At 72.6% G+C, this 602-nt stretch carries 1 protein-coding gene; it reads right to left on the bottom strand.

Features of this window, described 5'->3' with window-relative positions:
• Window positions 1-602: PA domain-containing protein (locus WCS02_RS20970; RefSeq protein WP_340296238.1), on the bottom strand; the 602-nt coding region annotated here is incomplete at both ends.

The following is a 602-nucleotide window of genomic DNA, read 5'->3' on the forward strand; positions in this document are numbered from 1 at the left end:
CCGGCGAGCTCGCCGATGACGTTGTACGAGGTGACCTCGTAGAAGTCGATGGTGACGCGGGCGGTGGAGCCCGGCGCGGCGAGCGAGGCGCCCGCGGCGTAGGAGGTGCCGACGACGGGGATGTCGACGACGTCCTCGCCGCCCAGGGTCGGGTTGACGGCGTTGTTGCGGTCGACGGCGTCGGTGTCGCCCTGGTTGAAGAGGATCGCGGCGCTGGCCCCGGCGGCCTCGGCGTTGATGGCCTTGACCGAGAAGGAGCAGGTGCCGCGCTGCAGCAGCGCGATGTTCCCCTCGACGAAGCCGGCGAAGTCCTCGGGCTCGCAGCCGCTGGAGTTCGCGCGCGGCGCGGTGAGGTTGATGTCGACGGCCTGGACCGTGCCGGTGACGTCGCCCTCGCCGGTGCCCGTGGCCGGGTTCGCCGGGAAGTCTGCGGCGGTGGGCGTGAGCTGCTGGAGCACGACGTCGGCGGCGTCGTAGGTGAAGGGCTCGACCTCGGCGGACCAGCCGGCCGCCTCGAGCGTCTGGACGACGTAGTCGACGCTGGCCTGGTAGCCGGGCGTGTCCGAGGCGCGGTTGCCGCCGTTGGCGTCGGCGATGGCCTG

It is taken from the genome of Aquipuribacter hungaricus, from assembly GCF_037860755.1.
GTDB classification, from domain to species: Bacteria; Actinomycetota; Actinomycetes; order Actinomycetales; family JBBAYJ01; genus Aquipuribacter; species Aquipuribacter hungaricus.